This is a genomic window from Lysinibacillus sp. CNPSo 3705 (genome assembly GCF_028674935.1).
Lineage (GTDB): Bacteria > Bacillota > Bacilli > Bacillales_A > Planococcaceae > Lysinibacillus.
This window is the reverse complement of record NZ_JAQZSD010000179.1, coordinates 1-739: the sequence shown is the minus strand read 5'-3', so window position 1 is coordinate 739 and position 739 is coordinate 1. Positions and strand designations below refer to the sequence as shown.

The 739-nt window shown below is 37.6% G+C and carries 1 protein-coding gene; it reads right to left on the bottom strand.

Going from position 1 to position 739, the window contains the following annotated elements; genetic code table 11:
* Positions 1-15: 15 nt before the first annotated feature.
* Positions 16-739 (bottom strand): IS3 family transposase (locus tag PVA17_RS25595; protein WP_274069365.1); only part of this gene is annotated, 724 nt, incomplete at its 5' end.

Below are 739 nucleotides of genomic sequence, written 5' to 3'. Positions count from 1 at the left end.
CATTTTGAAAAAAAGCTAGGCAACCTTTTGAAGCTGCTGTCTGTATTTTGCAGGCGGCAGCTTTTTCAAGTTCCATTGCCCTCGATAATGGTTGTAATATATCATATAACTTTTCACTTCTCGTTTTACTTCTTCTAATGTTTCGCACGCTTTCAGATTGGTTTCATCTTTAAAATGACCGAAGAAGGATTCTTGCGGGGCGTTATCCCAACAGTTTCCTCGGCGTGACATAGATTGCCCTAGTCCCATATCCTTCACAAGTTTCTGGAATTTTGGATTCGTATAATGGAATCCTTGATCTGAATGAATAAATGCATCGTTCGTTAAATGGTGGTGATTTCGCTTCAATTTACGAAGAGTATTGAGCGCGATATCCATACTTAATGAAGCTGATACTTCATACGCTAAAATTTCGTTTGTCTCAGCGTCTTTAATCGTTGATAAATAAGCACGTTTGCCGTTTCCGTACGTCAAATACGTGATATCTGTTAATAATACTTTTCCTGCTACACCTTGTTTAAAGTTACGCTGTAATTCATTTGGACATGTACGATGTTCTTTTGTCGCTTTGGCCATTCTACGTGCCGGATTAGCTTTTCGAATTGGGCATACAATCTTGAATTTCTTCATAATACGACGAATACGTTTTAAGTTATACGTAATCCCATATTGATTTTCTAACGTCATTTTAATTTGACGTGCACCTTTCTTACGTCCTCGGAAATGATACGCTTTTAAA